This window comes from Mesorhizobium sp. LSJC285A00 (genome assembly GCF_000503155.1).
GTDB lineage: Bacteria > Pseudomonadota > Alphaproteobacteria > Rhizobiales > Rhizobiaceae > Mesorhizobium.
On record NZ_AYVK01000009.1, the window covers coordinates 136,981 to 157,996 of the forward strand.

Here is a 21,016-nt window from a genome sequence, read left to right on the forward strand (position 1 = left end):
GGGTCGGTACGAGGAATCGACATAGGTTTTCACGAACTCTAACGAATTTCACGTATGCCGGAAGGATGATGCTCTCGAGGCTGGCCCCATACATTAAATCTCACTTGCCGATCCCGATTGACTTGATGATCGAGGCTTTCAATACGGCCGCGTGTGCCCGAGACGATTCGGAGTATCGTCATGCCGCCGAGGAGATCATGTCCGAGGCAGGCGTCTATCTGCACCCGCTTGAACTGTCCTGGTTTATCTCTGCCCGGGGGACAGATGATGAGGCCCTAGAGGCAATTCGCCACCGAAAGGCTTACCTCACGCGAGCTGCTTCTCTGATTCCAGTTCTCTTGTCTTTTTTTGATGTGAAAGACAGCGGAAGTCTGGAGTCTGTTCTTCGCCGGATCGATGACTTTTGCAGGGATTTTCCTGCCATCAAGGCGACGCCTCACGAGAAAAGAGCTCGCAAAGAGATCGCCACGGGCCTTCAGCGCGTTTTACGTGCAGTCTCGGACCTTGCCGTGCGGCTCGACGAGCTCGGACATCACCTCGACATTGAGTTCAATCACCACAAGACAGCTAATGCTCGGGTGCCCGAACTCGATCGCTTTGGGGACTCCTTTGAGCCATTCCTGGCCGATCTGAAGCGGCTATCTGTAGTCACAGAGATAGTGCTGTACCGTGAGCGCGTCGGGAGCAGTGGTTTCATTGTCACGGACAACAGGCCAAAATTTCAGGCTGTCGAGTGTATCTACCAGATTTCACTTTGGCAGAACGCACCTGCTTTCGTCACCACGCCAGGTTCGGATTTTGCGACAGCATGCAGCCTCCTGTATGAGATCGCCAGTAGTGAATATGACGTCGGACTCGCGGGAGCGATCAACAGGTTTGCGAAGAGCGCGAGCCGGAAAGAGATTCTCGAGGAAGAACAGTCATTCCGGTGGGATAACAGCGACGAAGGAATGCGTGCGTACGAGACGGATAACTTCGCGGCCGTCAAAGAGCGGACCGCAAAGCTGAAGAGTGAGTTCACATTCTGGGAGGAGATCGTCGAGTCCCGCGACTGGGATGTCTTCTCCCGACGCGAGCTGCTCGAACGCAGAGCCGATGTCCTGGAAAGACTACAACGAACGCTTCTTGAAAACGGTCCCCACTTAGTCTGGGGTTCACAGATGATGCGCGCCCACGGACCCGCTTTCGAGGACCTGGAGGAAATGCACAATCGGCTTGTGAAAGCTGAAATTGCGCTCGGCAGGTCTCGTCGCCTAGCGCGTAATGCTTGATTATTTTGGCGCCATTCACACTCGGCAGGGCCGGCATCCTCAGTATCCGATATCGTACGCGACGGTAGGATTCGAACCTACAGCCTCACCACCCCCGACCGGCGCCGCCAGCCGAGTAGAAGCGGAGTGTTCTTCCGTTGAACTACGTCGCGTCACGGTGCTTCCACCGATGCGCACTCAGTATCAGATAGCGTTGGTCGAGTGTTGACGCGAAACGAAAGTTGGTTTTGGATTCATGTCGACTGCTGTATAGAGCGGCGTCGTTTCCCGGCGGGCGAGAGCCGCCAACAGCGTCGGGTTCGGATGCGAGCGGAAAGGAAAGAGGGTCATTGGTGCGCACTCTATATGCGCGAGCCATGAGAACGCACCTGATCTTGGATGGCCTTAAGCTGAAATGCTGGCCCATGGAGAAGCGACATACGACCGGCTTATGTTACAAGTTCGTTTCGGACACACATCGTGAAACCCACCTGCGCATCACAAAATTCGATAGCGTCGCTGTCACGGCACCGACAGGGTTTCCGCACTTCGGGCGTTTCGTCTGACCTGCAGTCGCATCCTGGGCTTAATAAAATCGATCATTCTGGACACGATCAGCGCGATGACTCCAGAACATCTGAGCAAGACATTCAGCAAGAGCTCAAGTAGCCAACCACTTTGCGCTTTCCGCGCGGTGATCGACGCAGCGGCAGGACTTGAACCTGCATCTTCCCGCCCTGTCGCCGCGTTTGCGACGGCAGTAGAAAGCGGGAACTCTATCCGTTGAGCTACGCTGCGTGATGTGCTCGGCGTGCCGAACATGGACTTTCTCTACCGCGGCTTTCCGCCGCCGTGTTGATCCCGTTTTTGCCCTTTGGCCAAAATGAGATCAACCGACCGCTGCTTCCTGCCGGTCTCAATTTCCAATTGGAGCAGCGCTGCTTCCCTTTCGCGCTCTTGGAGGACAAAGCGCGCAAGCTCAACTTCGTCGATCGGATCGCTCCAGACCCGGTGTGGGCCATGGCGCTGATTGGCGTCCTGGATGTCTTCCAAAACAGCGAGGAGCCTCCGGCTGAGATGATACTTGGCGGCATCATCCCACGCGCGGCTTTCCATCATCGCCTTCCAGAAGCGAGCTTCGCCCGTCAGCTCCTCGATCCTCCTTGTGACGTGGAGGAAATTATCTTCCACGTGCGGTTTCAAATAATCGTCGCTGTTTTCCTGCCGCGATTCTTCTGCATCGGAATCGAGTTTTTTGCGAAGAGCGCTTCGGGCAAATTTACTGATGGCGCCGGCTAGGCTGGCGTCTTGCCCGCCGCCTGCAAGCTCAAACAGCAGCGCACATAAGAACGAAAAATCCGAACCCGGCGTGGTGACGAAAGCTGGCCGCCCATACCAGATCGCCATGTCGTATGCGCATTCAACGACATGCGTCTTGGCCTTATTGTCGCCGACATAGAATCCATTTTCCCCAACATCATCGCGATAGAGCGCGATGTCGGCAGCGACCCGCAGCCAATCAAGCTGTTGGTTGAGCACCTCGACACCCGAGCTTGGTACCCCCTGTTGCTCGTCCCTCAGGATCGCGACGTGCTGCTCAAGCTCATGATTGATATGCGTTTCCGCTTTCTCCAAGGTAGCCCGCAGTTCCTGCGCCAAATTTCTGATTTGGGCGATATCCGTCCGAATTGCCTTCCTGACTTTTTTCTCGTGAGCTGATTTTGCTACGATCGGAAAGTCATGGCAGCAATCGTCGATCCGCAGCATTATGGAGTTGAGGTTGCGCCCTTCGCGGACTCCAAGGATTTTCAGGATGCTTGGCAGTAGATACCGCATCCTTTCCAGATACTTCTTCCTGCTGGAGATGATCGCGACCGCTTCTGTCTGTGGCAGCTTTCCAGAAATGAAGTCGGAGAGATAACCCCGCCTTGGCAGGTAATCGCCGGCACCGCTTAGAATCTCGTTTGCTGCAAGTCGCCGGGGTTCGCCATCGGCACGATCATGTACGCCATTCAGCAGCCGCAGCATCATATCGCCAGGGATGGTTTTCCCATTGTCGACGAACGGCAGAAGCTTGAGAAGCTCGGTGTCCATTACACTAGATCCAGACTAGGTGAGATGACCTTCATCTTTTACTACCCAGATTCTACGAAACGCGAATATCAGGTGACTGCTTCTCCGCATCCACGGCAGCCCCAGTTTCTTCAGTACCTTCGACCATCTTCGCGAACGAACGGTTACAGAAGGCCATTTTGGAGGCTGCAAGAGCTATAGCAGGGCGGTTGATCGCTAAGTGCGCCATAGTGCCTTCCGGCGCCCCGCCTGTGATGACCCCTTTTAGGAAGCGGCGAAGCCGGTCGCTACGATCGACATGAGGCGCGAAGCAGCCATTCGCCATCCGACGTATACATCCCAGGGCTGGAAGCGCATAAAACATTTCAGGAAAAAGCCCATTCCTCATCGGCCGGCTTGACCAACCCCTGCCGCAGCCGGCTGTGAAGTTCATGCCACGACGGGTCTGACACGAAGCCCTTCATGCTTCCACATGCCTCGGCGAAGGAAATGTCGCCCAAACGGTCGATAAGATCGCTCATCGCGCCGTTCCTGCCATTCAGGAATAGCTCGAGCGGATCATCATCACATTCGATTACCCGATGTCCCCAAGCGCCCGGTACGTCGTCGGTTGCGAGAGCCCGCCGAAGATCTTCATCCACGCCTGCGGCCTCGAGCGCCCGGCACACGACATAGCGCATCAGGGGGTAGTAGATCGGCTGATAGCTGCCTCCAAGCGCGCGCACGCCGGGCAGGATCGACNGACGACATAGCGCATCAGGGGGTAGTAGATCGGCTGATAGCTGCCTCCAAGCGCGCGCACGCCGGGCAGGATCGACAAAACCAGAAACATCAGCAGGAGATTCGGGACAAGGCTGCGGTTTGCCAGCCGCTCGAGGATGTCGGGGGCTTTGAAGCACGCCACCTTCATACCGGTCGCAGGATCGATGAGTTCTCCGGCGACCAGACGCAGCGGAAGGCGTTTGCCATTTTCATAGAACCAGAAGAAATCGGTACCGCGCGCGAGCCAGCCACTCCAGGGGCCGGACGCGATCGCGTCAGCTACGTTAACCACGTCAAAGGTATCGTCGAGCGTCCAGGTGCAATCGCGGCAGCCGAAACGGTGTTTGCACGCGCCGGCATTACGGCTTTGCAAGGCGTGGAAGGACTGTTCGCGTTGGAAGGCTGGGATATCAAAGGCTTTCCAGAAGACGACAAGCCTACCGAGGACGAGGATCGCGCTGCCACGGTCTGGTTGGAAGCCGATGAGGCTGCGGCTACGGCATGTTGCGCGGGCTGGCCGGCGGAAAAAGTTCCGCACCCTCAGGTCATGGAACTGATCAACGTCCCCGCACGAAGTTGCAAGCCGAGGCGATTCCCGACACCTGGCCGGAGCGCCGGCAGCTCTATCCTGACGTCGTCAAGCGGCTGGCCAGCGGGAAACACTACGAGTTCTTGACGTGCCGGTTGAGGCCTTTGCTGCGTTCAAATCTGCCTTTGCAAAAGGTCGTCATTTCAACAGCCACATCCGCAATCGTTATGCATTCCGGCTCGCGGAAGGCGCGGCAACAGGCCCGTCGGGCGATTGACACAATTTCGGATCCGAAGCGGCCCACGCCACCCCAGGAAGGAAAGCGCGGCCCCGACCGTTGCCGTTGGTCGACAGCGGGAAGGCATCCATTGCGGACCGCTGCAGACGGAGCTTGAGACGATTATTTTCGTGCGATGACGTGGCCGATTATGTCGTCGTCTGGTTCTGTCGGTTAGCTTTTAAAAGAGTCGCCTGGCATGTTCAGCCCATCGAGCCTCAGCGCGGCTCCAGCCTGTCCAGATCAGCGGGATCAAGGCGCTGCAAAAGCGCGTTCCTTGTCGTGTCAAGATGTAGATCCATAGCGCTCTCCTAAGGGATGAGAGCACGCTTCTCTCAGCCGCCGGCGAGTTGAACGATGCCAGATATAAGGGCGCGACCATAGCGTACAGTTCTAATTCAGCAAACGCATGGCGTTGGCCGTCGCAAGCACCGTCGCGCCGGTATCGGCCAGAGTGGCGGGCCACAGGCCAGTTAAGCCGGCTATGGTGGTCACCAGAAACACCGCCTTCAGCCCCAGCGCCATCGTGATGTTCTGCCGTTGGCCATAATCGCTTGAGACAGGCTTATCATCGCAGCGACGTCTCTGACGCGGCCATGCAACACAGCCCATCTGCCGTTTCCAACGCGACATCCGTGCCGCCGCCGAAATGGTTCAGAAAGCCCGGTGGGGTAACATAGATAATACTACGCGCCGGGCTCCGGACCGCTCGGCCCCGCGCCGACAAACCCCTCGCCGTACAGCCCAGCAATCTATAGTGAAAAGCGGATCTTTGCGGACTGGTGCGTCCTTCCAAGGCTAACCGTAAACGACACCCGGCTTACTCTGACCCACTTCGATGATGTAGCCGTCTGGATCGCGAATGTAGCAGCGAGTCTCGCCGTACTTTTCCATCGGCTCTGTGATGAATTCAGCGCCCCGGGCTTGCCAGCGTTCATAGCAGCCGTGGATGTCAGCAACGCGGATGTTCATGAAGCTGCTGAATGAATCAAGATCGCGGGGAACACCGAGCGTCACCGACGGTTTGTCAGGTGTGGGGCCGCCCCCGATGTTGACGATGAGCCACGTGTTGGCGATCTGTATGTATCCCGGCGCGCCACTGCTATCGCCCAGGCTCAGGATGCGGCCTCCGAAGACCATCTCATAGAATCGTGCCGAGCGTTCAATGTCGGCGACTGTCAGAAAATGCGCGACAATAAAGCCGTTGTGCGGGGGCATTTCATAGATTTCATCCTCAACGCGTACTTGGGGCATCCGCGACTCCTATTGAGAGAGTTTTCAAAGTCTTCCCGGGCCGCCACGGCGCGCGCCGACAGGTTTAATGTGGCTTCCCTGATACGGGTTTTAAGTTGGCCTTTGGTCTCGGTCCGTCTCTGACCCGGCGCGGGCGACGCCTTGGCACGCCGAGAACCTACCTCAATAGGGGTCCTGTGCCGCGCCTCAGAACGAGAAGGGCGAAGGTGGTGGTGCGGGCCCTACCCCCTTGGCTCTTCGCGTCGCCTCTTCAATCGTTACTGATACTTTCGTCCTATGGCCTCAGTGCCGGATTTGATGCGCGCCATGAAAGGGGCATCGTGGCCGGCCTGGCTCGGCAGATCGCGGTGGCTGTAGCCGAGATCTTCGCTGCCGACGCCCGACGCCCGGCCACGGATCGAGACGATCGACACAACCGGCGCCCGGCTCAGCCGCACGAAAAGATCAGGCAGTGCCGGTAAGCGGCCGGACGTCAGAACGCGCGCTAACTCCGGTCCCGCGTCGGGCCAGAGATATTGAAGGGCAGCCGATTGATGGTCACTCGCCAATAGGCCGGGTGACACGTGTAATACGGAACTGCTTATCATCCGCTGGCTTGGTATCGGAGACGGTGCCGACCACCGATCTAGCGGCCACTGAACTAATTCACCGCCACCAGGCAGCCTAGCCCCGCGAGCGCGAGGATCACCGTACTTTGAATGCTATCGTTCACTCCGTTCTTTTACCGAAAACCCGATCTCAAGAATTGGGTCGATCGAACGACGTACACAATCACACCCTTCGTATTGGAGCTCAGATACCTTTTCGAAGCAATACCAAGGAACAATAGCCCTATCAACATTCGCTACGATCTCCCATCCTGAAGAAGGTCTTGATCTCCGACGGAGGGCGAGTGACCCGGGCAATAAAGATGATCACCGTTTTTACGTTTCAGGCGCCCGTCGCGTTTGCCGGAGCGGCTCGCGGACAATCAGCTGGTACGACTGGGATCTCTACGGATGCCGAGGATGATGGGTCGGCGGCCGGGCCTCCTTCGGCGCCGAACCAAGTTGGCGAGCCAATCGGGTTGGGCGGCGACTGGCTTGGTTTGAAGCCCCTCCTCGCAAGCGAGGGCATCATTGTCAGCAGCCACTACATCTCGGAAGCAGCGTGGAACTACACGGGTGGGCGACGCCAGAAAGTCGATGAGACCGAGGAGTTCAATGTCGGCGCCCAAATGAAGGGCCTGATCGCCGGCGGGCCGAGCGGCGAACTGGGTTCGGCATTGCCCGAACCCACATAAGCGGCCGCTTGGCCGAGCGGGGCCGGGCTGAAGGAGCGAGCTGACATTCTAAAGGCCAAGACGGCCTGGACGAGGAGACCAAAATGTCGCTGCAAGACGCTGCCTCCCTCGGCCAGGTAATTGCGGCACTCGGGGTGCTGGGTTCGCTGTTCTTCGTCGGACTTCAGGTTCGGCAAAGCGTGCGTTTTCAAAAACTAGCGGTCATCGACTCGCTTTCCACGTCGATCGCCTGCCTCAATATTCCGGGGATGGAAGCGCCGGCCCTGGGCGAAGCCTTGGCGATTGTAACTCAGGATTGGAACGCGTCGAGCCGCGAGCAACGGATCATCGCGCATTACTTCCTTTTCTCCTATTTCAAGCTCGCGGAGAATGCCTGGTACCAGCGCGAGGCTGGGATTCTGGAGCCGGCTCAATGGCACGGCTGGGAAAATATGGTCCGCATGTATTATCATAGCCCTGGTGTGCAAAGCGTATGGTGGCCGCGGCGTCACGATGCTTATTCGCACCCGTTTCAGCTCTATCTGGCCCGCACCCGGCCACCAGAGGATTTTGGAGCCATGAACGACGTCTTTCGTGACCATGCGCTGGCAGCAACGTAGCTCGCACACGGCAGCTGGCGCTTCCGAGGCTCAAGCCGCCATGGCTAAGGAACCCGAACTGCCCGGTTCGGTGAAAAACCGAAGCTCAGGCTGGAAAACGTCGTGTCGAAATCGGTCTCGGCCGAGCTCGGCTGGACCCTTGTCCAAATGACATTCAGCAACCAAGTCCCACCGGACGGCATGGCGAAGGTGGCGCGTCCCGCGTGATCCGTGCGGTGCATCTCGAACGGCACGGCGTCGTCCTCCAAGCGCGTCAGCTTCACCAACGCGCCCACCAGCGGCCGCCCGAGATAAAGAACGCGCACGGGAAGCGTGGTGGATCGTGGCAGCGCATAGGGGCTGCGATCCGGTACGATCTCGAGGGGCAAGCCTAAGATACGGGTGGCCTGCGACTGGTTACCCTCAACTGCGCCCCCCACCTGCACGATCGACTTCGCGCACCGGCTGTAATTCTCCGATCCGTCGCGGTCCATCCGATTGAGCCGAACCCGTAGGTCTATCGCCGGCGTCAATCCTTCGGCCTTGATGTAATCGTTGAATCTGATGAACGGGAGGTGCACTTGGGCGCGATCGTCCGTCTGGAAGACGATTACATGGGCACCGGACTTCTGCAAGACGAAGGATCCATCTGCTGACGGCGCGCCCAATTGCAATCGCTCTTTGAGATCGACCCTGGACCCATCTGGAGCAAACGCTTCATATCGTATGATGCGGCGAAGCGTGATCGGTGAACGCTGGCGGGCAGGACCGTGTCCTACCTGCAGCGTCATGGTCGTGATGGCCGTGGGCGACAGCCAAAACGCGCTTGGCTGGACCCAGAAGTCATGGGCATTAACCGGCGCGCCACCGCAGCACAGCACGATTGCGAGCGCCAAGCGCGCGCGTCGGCGTCGAATGGAGCGTTTGGGATGATCAAGGTTCATGGCGGCGCTCTATTCGAGATGATCGGGCAAGTAGCCCGGTGTAACGGGGAGGAACGGCAGCGTGGCGCACAGAATGGCGATGGCGATGAGCCAACTCGACCCGACCTTGACGGCGATTGGCGCCCGCCGAGCGACCAGCCAGCCGGCGGGTATCAGCACGATCAACATCAAGCACGCCTTTGGCAGGTCCGATGGCGAGCCGGCGAGCCGGACCACTGCGGTGACCCACACCCCCGAGTTGAGCGAGAGGGCGAGCCCGCTACGCCACCCAACACCGCCGGGCAAGTGCACAGTGGCGGCATTCACCACGGTGGTTGCCCAGCACCCGAGAAAGGCGATCTCCAACCAGCCGCGCGGAAGCTCCAGTTGGGACAGCGCGCCAAGCGTGATGGCCAACGCAATGAGGCTGACGATCCGAACGCGCGGCGTGGCAAAAGCGAGCGCGAGAGCCAGCGCCGCCAGCAGCAGGGCTGGAGGAAGTGCTCCGCCCCTCACACGCTCACCGCCGCTTGGAGAAACCACAAGCCGGCAGCGGCGATAAGACCGCCCACCAGGCGTACCGCAATACTACCCCAGCGATAAGCATTCAGCGCGCCGATGCCGATGCCCGCAACGTGCAACAGGCCGGTCGCGAGGACGAAACCTGCGCTGTAGGCGACGGGATCGGCTGCCGACGGCAGCTCCCTGCCATGGGCGTACCCATGGAACAGCGCAAAGGCAGCCACCACGATGGCCGCGGCCCATACGGGAGCCCTGATGGCCAGGGCGATGCAACTCCCGAGCACCAGAACCGATAGCGCGATGCCGATCTCCACCGATGGTGCCGGCAACCCGACCATGCCGAGTACCGCGCCGACTGCCATGACCGTTGGGAAGACCACCGGCAGCAGGTAAATGAGAGGGCGCCCCAGGAACGCGCCCCAAAGACCCACCGACACCATTGCCAGCAGATGGTCAGCGCCGCTCAGGGGATGCCAAAACCCCCAACCGAATCCCCCGGGCAGTCCGGTTCCCGTATGCGCTTGCGCCGAACCGGACATCAGCAGCACACCGGCGACGGCCGCCACCGCCGCGGACATTCGAAAGTTTCGGTCGGACATCCTCACGGTCAATGGTCCACGCCCTTGGGATCGGGCGGCGCCAGGAACGGGAAGATCGTCGCCGAAGCCGGATACTCGTCGCCACGCAAGCCGTCCCAGGCGATACCGTGCGTCGTCCCGCTGACCAGCAACGACCGCCACATGTTTGGCGTGTCGTAGGTCGGGCTGCGACCACCGCAATCGCCGTCGAACTGCGAAAGTTTGGCCAGTGATGCGAGCTCGACCGCTAGAAACTGCCGGCAGACCCGCGCCGCACTGTTCACCCATAGGCGATCGTCCACGAACATGGTGGCAAGGGCATGGTAGCGTTGTGCCGGTGCCGGGGACCTTTCCGTAAGCAACTGATTGCCGCACTTGCCGTCGAGGCTGTCCTGGAACGCCAGAGATTTCTCGATCCGCGCCATATACGACATCCTGGCTTTCGCGCTCGCCGTGTTGAACGCTTCCCGCTCGTCACCGCTCGCATCATCAGTTGAGAAGGGTGAAACGCCGAGCAGCGTGTTGCCCACGAACGGCCGCGCCATCCGATCGAGAGTCTTGGCCGATGTTGTCGATGAACCCCTCACCGCCAGTATCGCCCCGCCCTTCGACACGACCGCAAGGTCGACCGAGACGACGATGGCGGAGGCGGTCCAGTTGGCGAGGAGGTTCGTGGCCGGGCCGCCGTCGGTATGGCGCCATTGGTCGCCAACCTTTGCGATGGTTTCCTCGTCCAGCTGCGGACATCCGGCTTCGTCGGGTTGCGCGGCACCGCTCTTTAGCGCGGCCAACACAACCCCATAGGCGGCCAATGACCCCTTGACGTTGTTGTAGAACGGATCGTCCCGCAACCCGGCGAACAACCGGAAGTGACCGTTGCGGCTCTCCAGCCCCTCCGCGTCGCTGGCATCGCCTTCCACTGAATCCACGGTGCCCAATTGGCAGCTTGCCATTTTTGGCGCGGGAAACCGGCAGATGATCTCCGTCGAGGCAGTAGTGCGGCCAAACGCCTTCCCGCTGTCAATGCGAAATATGTACTGGAGCCGGTCCGAGAAGGTGTGCCCGACAACGGTCATGCCCAGGTTCAACCGATCGCCCTCTGACGCTGTCCAGGCATAGACATCGCCGATATCTGCCTGCGGGTTGCCGGTCATGGCCGGAGAGTCGAAATGGTCGGAGCTTCGCCCGGGTTGGCCGCTGCTGACCACCAACGCTACCGCCGAAACTGCGGTCGCTAAACCTCGCACGGCAGGCCATTTTTGTCGGCGCATTGCGATCACTCCTATTTTCGTTGTGTCGCAGAGTTAGGCTGGCGCAGGAGACCTTTCATATTGGACGAACGTGTCGGCGATACCTTGGTCTATTGAAGCGCCTTGGTCTGATCCCGGGCAGCGCCCGATTCACATGGCCGTAGCGCTTCGCCAACTCACCGTTGAATTCGCCGGCCCCACCAGCATCTCCATAGCGCGGCTACCCCAATCACGCGTGGCACCTGGGGCATTGGCCCGCCGCCTGGGGCAAATACCGCGCCGACATCGAATTGCGAAATAATTACCTTTTCGCGGCAGGCGAAGCGTATGTCCGCGGCCAGCGCCACTTCACTGCCAATACGGCTGAAACCAGGATAGTCGGGCGCAACGAAGTGATAGCGGGTCGGCGAGCAGCGGCAGCGGCGAATCCTAGATGCGCGACGACGACGGGAAGCGGTGGAGCAGCAGGATGGTCAACGCATCGCACGGGCCCGCTTCACGGTAGAATAGTCCCAACCGATCCACCTCGACGGTGGGATACGTCACGGTCGCCGACGTCGAAGGCAAACCATGTCAACTGAAACACCGGCATGCCTTTCGGGGGAGACGCAGTGGGACTCAAACGCCCTTTACTGCCAACAGCTTGCGGTATTCGGCGACGGGCATTCCGCCCCAACCCCAATTCTCCATCTCCACTTCCTCAAACACTACCCACGTCCAGTCCAGCGGCTTCCCGAGAACGTCGAGCAGTACCTCGCTCACGCCCATGTAGATGGCTGCTTTCTGCTCCTTTGTAACATGGTCCACACCGGGCTCGGTGCCCTCGCGCGTGAGCTGGACGGTAACAATAGGCATGAAGACTCTCCTTTGACTGGTGGGGTCAGTGGCCAGCGCTCTGGCCGCCGTCGACATGAAGGGTTTCCCCCGTCACGAAAGGGGCATCCTCCAGGTAGAGGACCGCGCCGACGATGTCGGAAATCTCACCAAGGCGGCCGAGCGGATGCAGGCCCGCCAGCGCCTCGTACGTCTCCGGCGCATGCATCGGCGTCCTGATGACGCCCGGCGACACGGCGTTCACCCGGATTCCGCTGCGGGCATATTCGATCGCCAGACTCCGGGTCGCAGCGTCGAGCCCGCCCTTTGTCAGCGAAGCGAGCACCGATGGCACCTTTGAACTGGCCTGCTTAACAAGGCTCGTTGTGATATTGACGACGTGGCCGCCGCCCTGACGTTCCATTGCGGCGATCACGGCTTGCGTGGCGAAGAAGAAACCGGTCAGGTTGGTCGCGACCGCGCGGCCGTAATCCTCTGCCGAGTAATGCGTGAAACTGCTAGCAAGGAAGATGCCGGCGTTGTTTATCAGCGTGTCGACCCGCCCGAAACGCTGGAGTGTTTCCTCGACCACCCTCGGCCCCGTAGAGGGGTTGCCGATATCGCCCGCGATCGCGAGTAAATCCGATCGATCGGAAGGTTTGATAGAGCGAGAGGTGGCAACGACGCGATAGTTCCGGCCGAGATAGGCCTCAACCAGCGCCGCGCCAATGCCTTGCGACCCGCCGGTGATGAGAACCACTTTTTGTTCAGTTTGCATCACAGACCTCGATGATGTTGGGGACCACGGACCCAGCTGCGCCGCGTCTCTTCCCGGAGTGAACATGTGGACAATCAAGGCCTGCAACCATTGTCCAATGGTGTCGCGGATACTTTGATATTGGCGGTAATAACGTGACTGTCGCCACATTATTGGTAATCGAGCGGCGCCCCACAGTGCCGACCAATATGGGGCGGAGATTTGTCTTAATTCGCCCGCACGGGCTTTGCCCGGAGATACTCAGAGCGCCAATCCACGCGGCGTACCTCCGTCTTAAGTATTGCCGACACCTTGGCGCAATGGAACGTTTCGACGGGGTCTGCTGTGGTCTTTTACAGAACATCGCGAATGGCGCTCTTGTGGTGGGGCGGCGTTACCGGAGGATCTGGCCATGCTAACTGGATTTGCGAATCCATCACCCGCGTCGGACCAGCCGCTGGCATCGCATCTGTTCGAAGAGATCAGCCACCGGGTGATCAACGAATATAGCGAAGCGATCGCGATCCTGTCGCTGGCCGCGTCCCGGGGAGAAGCGACGGCCGCGCCAGCGTTGAGGCGCGCCGCGGACCGTCTGCATGCGATGGCTGAGGCGCATCGATCCCTTCTCGTACCGATCGCCGAGGAAAACATCGACCTCGGTCATCATGTCGGGAAGTTGTGCTCCAGCCTGTCGCGCGCATACCTCAGCGAGCGGGGCATTCAGCTGACCGTTGCAATGGACGAAATCCCGCTCGAGGCCGCGCGGTGCTGGCGCGTCGGTCTGATCGTCTCCGAACTTGTCCGCAACGCGGCTCGCCGTGGCCTGAAGGATCGCCAGGGTTCCATCCGTGTCACACTGAACAGGAGTGGCAGCAGCGCCTGGTGCGTTGTCTGCGACGACGGATGCGCCGCCTCTGATCCGCCTGAGGGACATGAGTGGCGGTTGATACGCGCGCTGACGGCGGAACTTGGCGGCTCTGTGCAGTGGAAATTCACCCCGTGTGGATCGGTTGCGGGTGTGCGCTTCCCTCTGATCACGCCTTAGCTTCTGCACCCGAAAGCTTCTACACCAAAACTGCCAGCAACGCGGTCTGCGCTCTTATCAGAACGCGCGCGTTTCCATGAGCTTGAGCCAACTTCGCGCAGGAAAGTCGATGCGGATCAATGCCACCCGACCAGCGGTCAGCAAAATGCCCCCGACCGCGTTGCACTCCAACTGGAGGACGTTGCATCAGCACCGAATGCGCGATCCTTGCCGGGCGTGCAGAATCGCATCCGCCGCCTTGCCCGCTTTTTCGCTCAGGCGCGGCAAATCTCGTAGAGAAACCAACCGCGCCGTTCGCTTTCGTCGATCCATCCTTCGATCAGGCTCGCGGTGGCAATGTCCGAATAGCTATCGCACAGCTCATGGACGCGACGCAGCTCGGCCACCAACTGCTTATTGTCGCCGTGAAGCTCGGCGAGCATGTCCTGCGGATCAACATAGTCGGCATTGTTGTCGAGGATGCGCTGGCGTCCCGCGATATCGGAGATCGAACGGATCGTGGTGCCGCCGATTTTGCGCGCGCGCTCGGCGATCGCGTCGGTCATCTCGAAGATCTGATCGCCATGCTCGTCGAGCAGGAGGTGATAGTCCCGGAAATTCGGACCACTCATGTGCCAGTGAAAATTCTTGGTCTTAAGATACAAGGTGAAGACGTCAGCGAGCAGACCGGCCAGGCCGGCAGCGATGTCGCGGGTCGCGTCGGAACCAAGATCTGTCGGAGTGCGCAGGAAGCGATCCGAGCCGGCTGTCTTGCTCAACTGTTGCGTCATGATCCCAGGTCTCTCTACAGGCCGCGCACCGGCGTCTTTTCGATACGTCAGAATACGAAATGCCGTGTTCTGATCCAATCAGACGAAGGTATAGGCGCGCTCGCAGGGACGCGATTGCATCTTAGTCAGGCCTTCACGAGCGAATTGACGCAAGCCGGATTTGACCGCAATCACCGTAACCACGCCTGAAGACTTACCGCATCGGGATGGCGGCCCTCAACCTGCCACCGACACCAAGGTGCTATGGACAGTGTCGGGCAGTACGGGCATCGTGTCGGCATCGCTGAACCGACATCCAAGTGACCGAAGTCCATGTCGCCGACAGCGCTCGGCCGCCGGGCCGAGGGACGTAGGCGCGGCAGTATCGTCTCGCCACGTGGAACCTTCGTGATCAAGGTGGAAAATTGCGTCGCCCGGAATTTACCGAACGTGTCTGTAGTTCTGGGGTGGCGGACTGGTTGGGGAGCGGCGGCCGTCGGCTCTCTTCATCTGGTTCAGCATCGCACATGAACGCAAGGATCTCGGTAAGACTGACCAAATGGACAATCAGGCCACTGTTCAGCCGATCACCGTAGCCGTGGAAGCCAGCAGCCTGCGCGATCAGGTGGCGACGATCAAACGGGCGCTGATAGGCTCACCGGTGCGCAAGTGGCTGGTCTGGACGTCGGTCGGCATTATGGCGNCATCGGCGTCAATCCCGACCAGCGCATGCAGCAGGATGCCGCGCATCTGTCCGATCTGTCGACGGACCTCGGCGTCGGCCTGCTGCAATCCTTCATCCTGCTGGTGTCGTTCGTCGGCGTGCTTTGGCAACTCTCGTCGGGCTTCGTCTTCCACATCAACGGCTGGTCGCTGGCGATACCGGGCTACATGGTCTGGGCCGCGTTCCTCTATGCCGGCATCGCCTCCTGGCTGAGCTGGCTGGTCGGGCGGCCGCTGATCCGCCTCAACAGCGACCGCTACACCCGCGAGGCCGAGCTGCGTTCCGGGATGGTGCGCGTCAACGAGAATGTNTCCGCCTCAACAGCGACCGCTACACCCGCGAGGCCGAGCTGCGTTCCGGGATGGTGCGCGTCAACGAGAATGTAGACGCCATCGCGCTCTATCACGGCGAAGCCGATGCCAAGAGACGGCTCGAAATCGACCTTGGCACGGTGCTGGGCGCGATGCGAAACATCTACAAAGCGCAGATCAACCTGTCCTGGGTGACCGATACCTATGGCTGGATCACCGTGGTGGCGCCGATCCTGGTGGCATCGCCGGTCTATTTTTCGGGCGATATCAGTTTCGGCGGGCTGATGATGGCGGTCGGTGCCTTCAACCAGGTGCATTCGTCCCTGCGCTGGTTCATCAACAACATCGGCGGCATCGCCGACTGGCGCGCCACGCTGATGCGTGTTGCCGACTTCCGCATCGCGCTCGATGAAACCGATGTGCTGCACGACAAGGAAAAGCGGATCGAATTCGGCGACAACGCCAATGGCAGCCTGACGTTCGAGAAGCTCCAAGTGGCCTCGCCGGAGGGCTGCACCAAACTTTCAGACAGCCATGTCGAGATCCGTCCCGGCGAGCGCGTGATGATCACCGGTGAGCCAGGCGCCGGCAAGACGCTGTTCTTCCGCGCCATAGCGGGCCTGTGGCCATGGGGCAGAGGGAAAATCGGCCTGCCCGCTGGAGAAACCCTCATCTTCGTGCCGCGTGTCCCGTATTTGCCGGCCGGCACGTTGCGAGAGGTGCTCAATCACGCGAATGGGCATGCGCCCGCCAACGATGCCGACATTTCGGCCGTTCTGGCCGAGGTTGGTCTTGAACGGCTGTCATCTTCGCTCGACCGCGTGGGGCGCTGGGACCATGAGTTGGCCGATGACGAACAGCGCCTGCTGGGCGTGGCCAGGCTCGCGTTGCGGCAGCCGAAGTGGGTGATCATCGACGAAGCGATGGATGCGTTCGACGGACCCTCGCTGAGGCGCGTGCTGGCGATGCTGGAAAAGCATCTGAAGGGAGCCGCGATCATCAATATCGGGCGCGGCCAGCACAACACTCAGTTCTTTCCGCGCGGCCTGACGATCGTAAAGGATTCCGGTGCGCCGGCGCTTAAGCCCCCTCGCGTCAGGGCCGGCGCCATCGACCCTCCGCCGAAGGCGGCCGTGCGGCGAAAGAAGTAGACCGGTATTCAGATTCGCGCCGGGCTGCGCCATCGCCTGTTCGGTTGGCCACCGTCCCTTACGTCCCTATGTTGCACGATGACCACACAGTTCGCCCGAGGCAGCGCTTATCCCGGTGGAGGTCTGTTAGAAGAAGTTTGCAGCGCGATGGCGACGGCACGGCCACTGTTCAGACGGGTCGGTAGTCCGTTTGATCACCGAGCGGTCGGCCCTGCCCTGCCAGACCGACACCATGGTCTTGGCGATACGTTCGTCCACTCGCGGGCCTGGAGCCAATGCCTCATGTTCGAGGCATCGAGCATGTAAACATCGAAGGAGTTTCCAGTGGACGCCAAGACAACTACCTCGCAGATTCGCCTGACACGCCGGACGCCCACCTATTGGCGAGTCACGTTCGACAATGCCCCGCTCAATGTCATGGGTCCACAGATGGTGCAAGAATTCACACATCTGATTGACGCCATTGAGGCTGACGAAGACGTTCGGGTCGTGGTGTTCGACAGTAGCGTCGACGGATACTTCCTCAACCATTCAGACTTCAAGGCGCGGATCGAGGATATGCTCGCGCTGCCGCCCGGGCCGACGGGCCTGCCGCCCTGGCCGGATTTTCTTGTGCGGCTGACGCGCGCGCCGGTCGCCTCGATCGCCCTCATCCGGGGTCGCGCTACGGGCAACGGGAGCGAGATCACCCTTTCCTGCGACATGGCTTTCGCTAGCAAGGAAAAGGCCATTATTTCCCAGTGGGAGGTTGGCGTGGGTATGGTCGCCGGCGGTGGACCGATGGCCCGCCTGCCGCATCTCATCGGTCGCAATCGCGCCATGGAGGTTCTGTTGTCCTCTGAGGACATCCGTGGCGAACAGGCAGAGGCGTATGGCTACGTGAACAAGGCGCTGCCCGACGCAGAGCTCGACGCCTATGTCGATGCGCTCGCCACGCGGATCTCCAGGTTCGACAAGTGGGCGATCGCGCAGACCAAGCGCTTGGTCAACACCAGCCTGAGTCCGGATGTCGAGCTAGGCGCCGGCTGGGAATCCTGCATAGCTTCACTGAGCCGGCCCGCCGCCCAGGAGGGGATCAAAGCGCTGACCGCCAAGGGCTTCCAGGCGCCGGGAGATGTCGAGAATCGGCTGGCTTTCCACCTAGGCGAGTTGCCGCCGCGATAGACCGCTGCCGATGGCGACGGCACCCCCTCAAAGAAAGGAACAATCCCATGGATCTGCTCACGAAAGCGAAGTCACTGGCCGAACGTGTGGAGGCAGAGGCGACAAAGGCCAATGTGCCCGTTGCGGTGTGCATCATCGATGTTCATGGCAATCTGGTGCTTCAGCACCGGATGACCGGGGCGCCCGTCTTCGCGCTCGAGATTTCCGAGCGGAAAGCGTATACCTCGGCCCTCGTGCGCCTGCGCACGGCTGACATCCTGCCGCTCGTGCAGCCGGGACAATCGCTGTATGCGCTGACCACAGTGGGCGGCGGCCGTTTTTGCCCCATGGGTGGAGGCATTCCTGTGGTTGACGAAGATGGCAAGGTGTATGCTGGTGTCGGCGTCAGCGGCGGCACTGCCGAAGAGGATGTCGCCATCGCCGAGGCCGCTGTCCGCTAAGCGCAACGCAAGCAAATTCGCCAGAGGTCCGGTGGCCGAGGTCGGGAGTCGACGTAAAGCGATGCCCCGGCTGCGCCGTAACTATGTAATCGACCGAGCTTGACACCCAAAGGAAACCCGGTAGGAGTGATACGTATCAGTAATACGTATCAACAAGGGTGGGAATGGCAAACGGCAGGGCGACGCAGAAGGATGTGGCAAGGGCAGCCGGGGTTTCGCAGGCCACGGTTTCCATGGTGCTGGGCGGTGGTAGCGCTTCTTCGATCCCAGCGGATACGTGGGCTCGCATCACGAAGGCCGCCAAGGACCTTGGCTACGTCCCAAACCGCTTTGCGCAAGCGCTGAAGACGAGCCGTTCGATGACCATTGCCTGCATCGTGCCCGACATCACGAATCCTTTCTATCCATCGCTGATCCGCGGCATCCAATCCGTGACGGACGGCCTGAGCTACGACGTCATCGCAGTTAACACCGATGGCACACCTGAACGCGAGCGGCACTTCCTCGACTGGGCGCGGCAGGGTCGCGTCGATGGCGTGATCGGCGTTTTCTTTACCTTGCGTGCCAACGATTTCAGCCCTCTGGTCGAAGCAGGGGTTCCGGTGGTGCGGATCGAGTCTTCCAAGAAACGCGGCGGCGAAATCGTCGTCGATGACATCTATGTCGACAGCCGGGCAGCCGCGCTAGCGGTCACCGACCACCTGATCGGCCAGGGTCACGAGCGCATTGCCATGGTAGCGGGCCGAGGCGGCCCCCAGGCCACGCGTATCGACGGCTATCGCTCGGCCCTAGCCAAGGTGGGATATCCCGCGCATGTGATCATCGACGAGGAATTCTCGGAGATCGGCGGCACGCGCGCCGCCGAAGCAATACTCGCAAGCACGTTTAAGCCAACAGCGATATTCGCCGCGAATGACCTGATGGCCGTCGGCGTCATGCAGGCGCTGCGCGAGCGCGCCATCGAGATACCCAGAGAGATCGCTGTCGTCGGCTTCGATGACATTCCTGCAGCGAAGCTGGTGACGCCGCCGCTGACCACAGTCGCGCAGTTTCAATGGCAAATGGGCGCGCGCGCGGCACAGACACTGATGGAGCGGCTTCGCGGCGCCAAGACCGGTGCGGGAACCGCGCTGGAAATGCCCTTTGAACTTATCCAACGAGGCTCGACACGAGCCATCTAGATGCTGGCCGTCTTACAAAACTGGGAGGAAGAAACCATGCAACGCCGTACAATTCTGAAAGCCGGACTTGGTCTGGCAAGCCTGCCGCTCCTGCCGCGCCTCGCCTATTCGGCCGATCAGAAGCCCGTGGCCTTCTGGTATGAATCGGCATCGCCGGAAAATCAGGACAATCTCAAGACTCTGCTTGTGGACCCGTTCAACGCGGCCCATCCGGAAGAACTCCTGAGCATTGACTTCCGCGGCTCCGATCTCGACAAGCAGCTTCGTGTCGCCATGCTCTCGGGCACCGGACCCGACGTCGTCTTCACCGCAGGCCCGAGTTATGTCGCCGCCATGGCGCAGGCCGGACAACTCCTGTCACTCGACGATTATGCCAAGAAATACGGTTGGAACGAACGGCTGCTGCCTCTGTTCCTCGATCTCGGCCGCTACCAAGGCAAGCTCTACGCGCTTGCCAAGACCTATGAGACGCTGGGGCTTTTCTACAACAAGACGCTGTTCGCCAAGAACAACTGGAAAGCACCTACGACGATTGCGGAACTTGAAGCACTCGCCGATGAAATGAAGGGCAAGGCCCTTGTACCGTTCGGCGCCGGCAATGCCGATTGGCGTCCGGCAAACGAGTGGCACGTCTCGATAGCCATGAATTCGATCGCTGGCCCGGAAACCGTGCATAAGGCATTGGCGGGATCGATTCAATGGACAGATCCGGCCTTCGTCGCGTCAATCGACAAGCTGGCCGAGTGGTGGGACAAGGGTTATTATGGCGACAATTACTTCTCCCTGACCTCCGAGCAGGCCTTCGCTCAGATTGCGACCGGTCAAGCGGGCATGGCGCCCACGGGCACCTGGAGCTTCACCAACGTCAAGCCATATTTCCCCGACAACGATGCCGAGCCGGGCTTTGTCGGCTTCCCCAGCGCGTCGGGCGACCCGATCTTTCCGCTCGGCATCGGCTCGACGCTTTCGGTCAATGCCAAGTCGGAAAACCCGGACGGTGCTGCCGCCGTGCTTGACTACATGTTCCAGGACGATTTCTACAGCAAGATGAACTCGGTCTGGCAAGGCGAATGGAACCTGCCGCTTGCCGATCTCTCCAAGGTGAAGCTGTCGGACAATGTACTGCCGCTCTACACCGAAGCGATGAGGGAGCTGTCCACCGCCGTGGGCGCTGGCAAGTATGGCTATACGACGTGGACTTTCCTGCCACCCGCGACTGACACCTATCTGGTCAGCGGCATGGAAGAGGTTTGGCTCAAGAAAACCTCGTCCGCCGATTTCCTTAAGAAGCTCGACGAGACCTTCAAGCAGGAAAAGGACGCGGGCAAGGTGCCTGCAATCCCGCCCCGCGCCTGACCGCTCAGGGTGGCGCGATATGCGTCGCCCTTCCCCGGAGGAACTCC

At 60.2% G+C, this 21,016-nt stretch carries 19 protein-coding genes, 2 tRNA genes and 4 pseudogenes; 10 read left to right on the forward strand and 15 right to left on the reverse strand.

Annotated features, from left to right (window positions below):
* The first annotated feature begins 125 nt into the window (after positions 1-125).
* Positions 126-1,271: a hypothetical protein gene (locus X726_RS158340; RefSeq protein WP_156940626.1), complete on the forward strand. Its 1,146-nt coding sequence runs from the start codon at positions 126-128 to the stop codon at positions 1,269-1,271.
* A gap of 56 nt (positions 1,272-1,327) precedes the next feature.
* Here the strand turns inward: X726_RS158340 and X726_RS158335 are convergent.
* The 4 genes from X726_RS158335 to X726_RS1000000167995 form a co-directional block, all read right to left on the reverse strand.
* Positions 1,328-1,423, reverse strand: a tRNA-OTHER gene (locus X726_RS158335).
* Between the two features lie 528 nt (positions 1,424-1,951).
* Positions 1,952-2,048: transfer RNA gene (locus tag X726_RS1000000170410), tRNA-Arg, on the reverse strand.
* Between the two features lie 33 nt (positions 2,049-2,081).
* Positions 2,082-3,344 carry a hypothetical protein gene (locus tag X726_RS158330; RefSeq protein WP_023669171.1) on the reverse strand — a complete coding sequence of 421 codons (1,263 nt, stop codon included), beginning with the start codon at positions 3,342-3,344 and terminating at the stop codon, positions 2,082-2,084.
* A 344-nt stretch (positions 3,345-3,688) separates the two neighbouring features.
* Positions 3,689-4,003, reverse strand: a complete 315-nt coding sequence (locus X726_RS1000000167995) for a hypothetical protein (RefSeq protein WP_023669173.1) — start codon at positions 4,001-4,003, stop codon at positions 3,689-3,691.
* A gap of 759 nt (positions 4,004-4,762) precedes the next feature.
* On the opposite strand from X726_RS1000000167995, the gene X726_RS1000000168695 reads away from it, so the two are divergent.
* A complete protein-coding gene (locus X726_RS1000000168695) occupies positions 4,763-4,891 on the forward strand; it encodes a KTSC domain-containing protein (protein ID WP_081731574.1) in 129 nt (42 codons plus the stop codon).
* 393 nt (positions 4,892-5,284) lie between these two features.
* Here X726_RS1000000168695 and X726_RS1000000168700 read toward each other — a convergent pair.
* From X726_RS1000000168700 to X726_RS1000000171555, 3 genes and pseudogenes are all read right to left on the reverse strand, one after another.
* Positions 5,285-5,537: pseudogene (locus X726_RS1000000168700) on the reverse strand (heavy metal translocating P-type ATPase); the annotation flags it as partial.
* Positions 5,538-5,689: 152 nt separating this feature from the next.
* The gene (locus X726_RS158320; protein WP_023669176.1) at positions 5,690-6,145 is read right to left on the reverse strand and encodes a VOC family protein; all 456 of its coding nucleotides are present in this window, start codon (positions 6,143-6,145) and stop codon (positions 5,690-5,692) included.
* Positions 6,146-6,510: 365 nt separating this feature from the next.
* Positions 6,511-6,701, reverse strand: a pseudogene (locus X726_RS1000000171555) (enoyl-CoA hydratase/isomerase family protein); the annotation flags it as partial.
* A 354-nt stretch (positions 6,702-7,055) separates the two neighbouring features.
* On the opposite strand from X726_RS1000000171555, the gene X726_RS158310 reads away from it, so the two are divergent.
* Positions 7,056-7,427 (forward strand): hypothetical protein, encoded by a 372-nt coding sequence (locus X726_RS158310; protein ID WP_023669178.1) that lies wholly within the window; start codon positions 7,056-7,058, stop codon positions 7,425-7,427.
* A gap of 83 nt (positions 7,428-7,510) precedes the next feature.
* Positions 7,511-8,026 carry a hypothetical protein gene (locus X726_RS158305; RefSeq protein WP_023669179.1) on the forward strand — a complete coding sequence of 172 codons (516 nt, stop codon included), beginning with the start codon at positions 7,511-7,513 and terminating at the stop codon, positions 8,024-8,026.
* Between the two features lie 44 nt (positions 8,027-8,070).
* Here X726_RS158305 and X726_RS158300 read toward each other — a convergent pair whose 3' ends face one another.
* The 7 genes and pseudogenes from X726_RS158300 to X726_RS158275 all read right to left on the reverse strand — a co-directional run bounded on the left by X726_RS158300 (position 8,071) and on the right by X726_RS158275 (position 12,869).
* Positions 8,071-8,949 (reverse strand): DUF4198 domain-containing protein, encoded by an 879-nt coding sequence (locus X726_RS158300; RefSeq protein ID WP_050589071.1) that lies wholly within the window; start codon positions 8,947-8,949, stop codon positions 8,071-8,073.
* A 9-nt stretch (positions 8,950-8,958) separates the two neighbouring features.
* Positions 8,959-9,444, reverse strand: coding sequence for a hypothetical protein (locus tag X726_RS158295; protein ID WP_023669181.1), 486 nt, complete (start codon positions 9,442-9,444; stop codon positions 8,959-8,961).
* Positions 9,441-10,028, reverse strand: a complete 588-nt coding sequence (locus X726_RS158290) for a HupE/UreJ family protein (protein ID WP_023669182.1) — start codon at positions 10,026-10,028, stop codon at positions 9,441-9,443. The genes X726_RS158295 and X726_RS158290 overlap by 4 nt, the downstream gene beginning before the upstream one ends.
* Before the next feature lie 29 nt (positions 10,029-10,057).
* The gene (locus X726_RS158285; protein ID WP_023669183.1) at positions 10,058-11,182 is read right to left on the reverse strand and encodes a hypothetical protein; all 1,125 of its coding nucleotides are present in this window, start codon (positions 11,180-11,182) and stop codon (positions 10,058-10,060) included.
* A 232-nt stretch (positions 11,183-11,414) separates the two neighbouring features.
* Positions 11,415-11,637, reverse strand: a pseudogene (locus tag X726_RS1000000171560) (enoyl-CoA hydratase-related protein); the annotation flags it as partial.
* 259 nt (positions 11,638-11,896) lie between these two features.
* Positions 11,897-12,133: a 4-oxalocrotonate tautomerase family protein gene (locus tag X726_RS158280; RefSeq protein ID WP_023669184.1), complete on the reverse strand. Its 237-nt coding sequence runs from the start codon at positions 12,131-12,133 to the stop codon at positions 11,897-11,899.
* 25 nt (positions 12,134-12,158) lie between these two features.
* The gene (locus X726_RS158275; protein ID WP_023669185.1) at positions 12,159-12,869 is read right to left on the reverse strand and encodes an SDR family oxidoreductase; all 711 of its coding nucleotides are present in this window, start codon (positions 12,867-12,869) and stop codon (positions 12,159-12,161) included.
* A gap of 391 nt (positions 12,870-13,260) precedes the next feature.
* On the opposite strand from X726_RS158275, the gene X726_RS1000000168000 reads away from it, so the two are divergent.
* Entirely contained in the window at positions 13,261-13,893 is a 633-nt protein-coding gene (locus X726_RS1000000168000; protein WP_023669186.1) for a sensor histidine kinase, read from the forward strand.
* Between the two features lie 254 nt (positions 13,894-14,147).
* Here the strand turns inward: X726_RS1000000168000 and X726_RS158270 are convergent, their stop codons facing one another.
* On the reverse strand, positions 14,148-14,663 hold the full coding sequence (locus tag X726_RS158270; RefSeq protein ID WP_023669187.1) for a DNA starvation/stationary phase protection protein: 516 nt from the start codon (positions 14,661-14,663) through the stop codon (positions 14,148-14,150).
* A 538-nt stretch (positions 14,664-15,201) separates the two neighbouring features.
* Between X726_RS158270 and X726_RS01000000166795 the strand changes: the two are divergent.
* The 5 genes and pseudogenes from X726_RS01000000166795 (at position 15,202) to X726_RS158255 (ending at position 20,969) form a co-directional block, all read left to right on the forward strand.
* Positions 15,202-16,828: pseudogene (locus X726_RS01000000166795) on the forward strand (ABC transporter ATP-binding protein/permease).
* Positions 16,829-17,152: 324 nt separating this feature from the next.
* Positions 17,153-17,992 carry an enoyl-CoA hydratase/isomerase family protein gene (locus X726_RS0134880; RefSeq protein WP_023698538.1) on the forward strand — a complete coding sequence of 280 codons (840 nt, stop codon included), beginning with the start codon at positions 17,153-17,155 and terminating at the stop codon, positions 17,990-17,992.
* 47 nt (positions 17,993-18,039) lie between these two features.
* The gene (locus X726_RS158265) at positions 18,040-18,432 is read left to right on the forward strand and encodes a heme-binding protein (RefSeq protein ID WP_023669188.1); all 393 of its coding nucleotides are present in this window, start codon (positions 18,040-18,042) and stop codon (positions 18,430-18,432) included.
* 164 nt (positions 18,433-18,596) lie between these two features.
* A complete protein-coding gene (locus X726_RS158260) occupies positions 18,597-19,613 on the forward strand; it encodes a LacI family DNA-binding transcriptional regulator (protein WP_023669189.1) in 1,017 nt (338 codons plus the stop codon).
* A gap of 36 nt (positions 19,614-19,649) precedes the next feature.
* Positions 19,650-20,969, forward strand: a complete 1,320-nt coding sequence (locus tag X726_RS158255; protein ID WP_023706328.1) for an extracellular solute-binding protein — start codon at positions 19,650-19,652, stop codon at positions 20,967-20,969.
* The last annotated feature ends 47 nt before the right edge of the window (positions 20,970-21,016 follow it).

Coding starts and splice junctions, on each gene's coding strand:
- X726_RS158330 (WP_023669171.1), bottom strand. CDS start 3,344: ATGGACACCGAGCTTCTCAAGCTTCTGCCGTTCGTCGACAATGGGAAA.
- X726_RS158340 (WP_156940626.1), top strand. CDS start 126: ATGATCGAGGCTTTCAATACGGCCGCGTGTGCCCGAGACGATTCGGAG.
- X726_RS158285 (WP_023669183.1), bottom strand. CDS start 11,182: ATGACCGGCAACCCGCAGGCAGATATCGGCGATGTCTATGCCTGGACA.
- X726_RS158260 (WP_023669189.1), top strand. CDS start 18,597: ATGGCAAACGGCAGGGCGACGCAGAAGGATGTGGCAAGGGCAGCCGGG.
- X726_RS158310 (WP_023669178.1), top strand. CDS start 7,056: ATGATCACCGTTTTTACGTTTCAGGCGCCCGTCGCGTTTGCCGGAGCG.
- X726_RS158290 (WP_023669182.1), bottom strand. CDS start 10,028: ATGTCCGCGGCGGTGGCGGCCGTCGCCGGTGTGCTGCTGATGTCCGGT.
- X726_RS158255 (WP_023706328.1), top strand. CDS start 19,650: ATGCAACGCCGTACAATTCTGAAAGCCGGACTTGGTCTGGCAAGCCTG.
- X726_RS1000000167995 (WP_023669173.1), bottom strand. CDS start 4,003: ATGCGCTATGTCGTGTGCCGGGCGCTCGAGGCCGCAGGCGTGGATGAA.
- X726_RS1000000168000 (WP_023669186.1), top strand. CDS start 13,261: ATGCTAACTGGATTTGCGAATCCATCACCCGCGTCGGACCAGCCGCTG.
- X726_RS158300 (WP_050589071.1), bottom strand. CDS start 8,949: ATGAACCTTGATCATCCCAAACGCTCCATTCGACGCCGACGCGCGCGC.
- X726_RS158280 (WP_023669184.1), bottom strand. CDS start 12,133: ATGCCTATTGTTACCGTCCAGCTCACGCGCGAGGGCACCGAGCCCGGT.
- X726_RS158320 (WP_023669176.1), bottom strand. CDS start 6,145: ATGCCCCAAGTACGCGTTGAGGATGAAATCTATGAAATGCCCCCGCAC.
- X726_RS158265 (WP_023669188.1), top strand. CDS start 18,040: ATGGATCTGCTCACGAAAGCGAAGTCACTGGCCGAACGTGTGGAGGCA.
- X726_RS158275 (WP_023669185.1), bottom strand. CDS start 12,869: ATGCAAACTGAACAAAAAGTGGTTCTCATCACCGGCGGGTCGCAAGGC.
- X726_RS158270 (WP_023669187.1), bottom strand. CDS start 14,663: ATGACGCAACAGTTGAGCAAGACAGCCGGCTCGGATCGCTTCCTGCGC.
- X726_RS158305 (WP_023669179.1), top strand. CDS start 7,511: ATGTCGCTGCAAGACGCTGCCTCCCTCGGCCAGGTAATTGCGGCACTC.